We start from the raw sequence: 3,908 nt of genomic DNA on the forward strand, positions 1-3,908 counted from the left end.
AGACCGTGCCCATGCTCTTCTGGGCACTGCCACCCACACAGCTCCAGATGGGCAACATGGATGGTTGGGCACACTTGGTCCACCCCGTCCAACCCTTGAATCTTGACTTGGCTGACTGATTCGGCAACAATCACCTCCCTCGGAAAATCACCCTCTGGTAATTTCCACCGTCTTCGAGACATAACCGGCAGTGAAGCAGGAACCCACCTGAATCAAGGGGGCCAACCTTGTGCCGCTTGAGAGGAAGGAATCCCCGCCCTGAAAGGGCGGCGAGGAAGTCAACTTGCCATAAGGGCACAGGAGGCAGGAAGATTGCCAAGATCTGAACCCGCCCCTCACCGTGAAGAGTGACAGCAGCCGGAGCACCATTAACTTGCCGAAGACCGGTTTTGGGATGCGGGCCAACGCCGTGGAGCGGGAACCCCAGCTTCAGCAGTTCTGGGCTGAGCACAAGGTGTATGAGCGATTGAGCCGGAGCAACACCGGCAAGCCCTTCGTGCTCCACGACGGCCCACCCTACGCCAACGGCGCCCTGCACATGGGCCATGCCCTCAACAAGGTGCTCAAGGACATCATCAATAAATACAAGCTGCTACAAGGGTGCAAGGTGCGCTTTGTGCCGGGCTGGGATTGCCATGGTCTGCCCATTGAACTGAAGGTTTTGCAAGGGCTGACACCAGAGCAGCGGCAACGGCTTACCCCCGTCAAGCTGCGCAAAAAAGCCGCGGCCTATGCCCGCAAACAAATGGAGGGGCAGCGGCAGGGCTTTCGCCGCTGGGGCATCTGGGGGGACTGGGACAATCCCTATCTCACCCTTCAGAAAGAGTATGAAGCCGCGCAGATTGAGGTGTTTGGCCGCATGGTGTTGGCTGGCCACATCTACCGTGGCCTGAAACCGGTGCATTGGAGTCCCAGCTCCCGTACGGCCCTGGCGGAGGCGGAGCTGGAGTATCCCGAGGGTCACACCAGCTCCAGCGTCTACGGGGCCTTCCCCGTGCAGACCGTGCCCGAAGCCCTGGCCCCGCTCCTGGATGATGGGGCTGCTGCCCCCCAGAGGCAAGGGCTCCATCTGGCCATCTGGACCACAACCCCCTGGACCTTGCCAGCCAACGTGGCGGTGGCGGTGAACCCTCGCATGGACTATGCCGTTGTAACCACAGCGGCTGGGCGGCGGCTGGTGGTGGCCTGTGGGCGGCGGGAAGCCTTGAGCCAAGTGCTGGAGCAACCCCTGCAGGTTCTCCGGACCCTGCCGGGGACTGCCTTGGAGGGGATTGGCTATATACACCCCCTGTTGGAGCGTCAGGGCCGGGTGGTGTTGGGGGGGGACATGGTTACTGCCGACTCCGGCACCGGTTTGGTACACATTGCCCCAGGGCATGGGGCGGAAGACTTTGCCGTTGCCCGGCGCTACAACCTGCCCACCCTCTGCCCTGTGGACGGCGCGGGGACCTTCACCGCCGAGGCTGGCCCCTTCGCCGGTCTCAACGTGCTGGAGGACGCCAACCCCGCCATCATTGCCGCCCTCAAGGACCGGGGCGCTCTGCTGGCCTCCATGCCCTATACCCACCGCTATCCCTACGACTGGCGCACGAAAAAACCCACCATCTTCCGCGCCACGGAACAATGGTTTGCCTCACTGGACGGCTTCCGGGACGCGGCCCTGGCAGCTATTGGCCAGGTCACGTGGCTTCCCGTCTCCGGCCGGAACCGCATCGAGGCCATGGTGCAGGAGCGGGGGGACTGGTGCATTTCCCGGCAACGGGTCTGGGGGGTGCCCATCCCCGTGTTCTATGCCCGCAACGGAGACGAGGTGCTGCTCAACGAAGACACCCTTACCCACGTGCAGAAGCTGTTTGCCACCCACGGCAGCGACGTTTGGTGGACCATGGACGAAGCGGAACTCCTGCCACCCGCCTACGCCCCGGAGGCAGAGCGCTGGCGCAAAGGCACCGACACCATGGACGTGTGGTTTGATTCCGGCTCAAGCTGGGCGGCGGTGGCGGCTGGCCGCGAGGAACTCACCTATCCGGCCCATCTGTACCTGGAGGGCTCGGATCAGCACCGGGGCTGGTTTCAGTCATCCCTGCTCACTTCCGTTGCCGTCCATGGCCATGCCCCCTACCGTTGTGTGCTCACCCATGGCTTCACCCTGGATGAACAGGGCCGCAAGATGAGCAAATCCCTCGGCAATGTTGTTGACCCCACAGTTGTTATTACCGGTGGCAGAAACAAGAAAACCGAACCGGCCTACGGGGCTGACGTATTGCGGCTCTGGGTGAGTTCCGTGGACTACTCCTCCGACGTGCCCATTGGCGCCGTCATCCTGCGGCAACTGGCGGACGTGTATCGCAAAGTGCGCAACACCTGCCGTTACATGCTGGGCAATGTTCATGACTTCCAACCCGAGCGTGACGGCGTTCCCTTGGAAAAGCTGGCCTGGCTGGATCGCTGGCTTCTGCACCGCACGGGAGAGGTCCTCCAGGAGGCAACCAAAGCATTTGAAGAGTATGAGTTTTACCGCTTCTTCCAGATCCTTCAAAACTTTTGTGTGGTTGATCTTTCCAATTTTTATCTGGATATTGTCAAGGATAGATTGTATATCAGCGCTCCCAACGATGAGTCCCGCCGTCAGTGCCAAACGGTGCTGGCCGTGGTGGTGGAGCAGTTGGCGGGCATGATGGCCCCGGTGCTCTGCCACATGGCTGAGGACATCTGGCAGAATCTCCCCTATTCCGTCCGGGAAACCTCTGTATTTGAGCGGGGTTGGCCCCAGGCTCCTGCCCAATGGCGCCATGACCGGCTGGCGGTGGTGGTGAGGCAGTTGCGTCGTCTGCGCACCGGTGTCAACCGTCAGCTTCAGGCCAGCCAGGCCGCTGGCAGCGTGGGCGCCTCCCTGGAGGCACAGGTGCGCCTGGATATTCAGGATTCGGCCCTGCAAGGGGCCATGGCCTGGCTCCAGGACCACGACGCCAACGTGGAGGACCTAGTAAAGGACTGGCTCCTGGTCTCCCAACTGCGCCTTGGCGGTGATCCGTTGCCCCAGCCCCTGGCGGAATCCCGGGAGGATGGCCTCCACGTCCAGGTGGCCAAGGCGGAGGGTTGGAAGTGTTCCCGTTGCTGGCATTATACCACAGACCAAGGAGAAACACTGGAGGACGATTCCCGCATCTGTGATCGCTGCGCAGCCGTTCTCCGACGTTCCGCAATGGCCGTCTGATCCTCCAGACTCGTTGTGTCGGATCCCCTCCTTCCATGGCAGCCATTCCCGAGTCCGTGCCGAGCACCATCAACGCAGACCCTGCAGGGCGCACCGGCTCCGTGGAGCGGGTGACCCGAGAAACCCGGGTGCGGCTGTGCCTGAACCTGGACGGAACCGGTTGTGGCCAAGTGGAGACCACCATCCCCTTTCTCGACCATATGCTCATGCAACTGGTGAGCCATGGTCTCTTTGATCTTCAGGTGCAGGCCCGGGGGGACACCGAGATTGACGACCACCACACCAACGAAGACGTGGGCATCAGCCTGGGGCAGGCGTTGGGCCAGGCGTTGGGGGATCACCGCGGGATTTACCGTTTTGGCCACTTCCTGGCGCCGTTGGATGAGGCCCTGGTGCAGGTGGCGCTGGACTGCTCCGGTCGGCCCCATCTGGAATTTGACCTGCAACTACGTTCCGAGCGCATTGGCCGCTACGATACCCAGCTTGTGCGGGAGTTTTTCGTAGCCGTAGTCAATAACAGTGGTCTGACCCTGCACATCCGCCAACTCCACGGCCGCAACGACCATCACGTTGTGGAGGCCTGCTTCAAAGCCTTTGCCCGCGCGTTGCGCATGGCAACGGAGGTGGACCCACGCCGCTCCGGCCAGGTGCCCAGCTCCAAAGGCGTGCTGGAGCAGGCGGGGAGTGGTTG

Annotated in this window: 2 protein-coding genes; both read left to right on the forward strand. The window is 62.1% G+C overall.

Annotated elements, in window-relative coordinates; genetic code table 11:
* The first annotated feature begins 340 nt into the window (after positions 1-340).
* The gene (gene ileS, locus FLM9_RS02175) at positions 341-3,217 is read left to right on the forward strand and encodes an isoleucine--tRNA ligase (protein ID WP_257242963.1); all 2,877 of its coding nucleotides are present in this window, start codon (positions 341-343) and stop codon (positions 3,215-3,217) included.
* Positions 3,218-3,252: 35 nt separating this feature from the next.
* On the forward strand, positions 3,253-3,908 hold a 656-nt coding region (hisB, locus tag FLM9_RS02180; RefSeq protein ID WP_074457046.1), incomplete at its 3' end, for an imidazoleglycerol-phosphate dehydratase HisB.

This window comes from Candidatus Synechococcus spongiarum, assembly GCF_900047545.1.
In the GTDB taxonomy this organism is placed as follows: domain Bacteria; phylum Cyanobacteriota; class Cyanobacteriia; order PCC-6307; family Cyanobiaceae; genus Synechococcus_B; species Synechococcus_B spongiarum_C.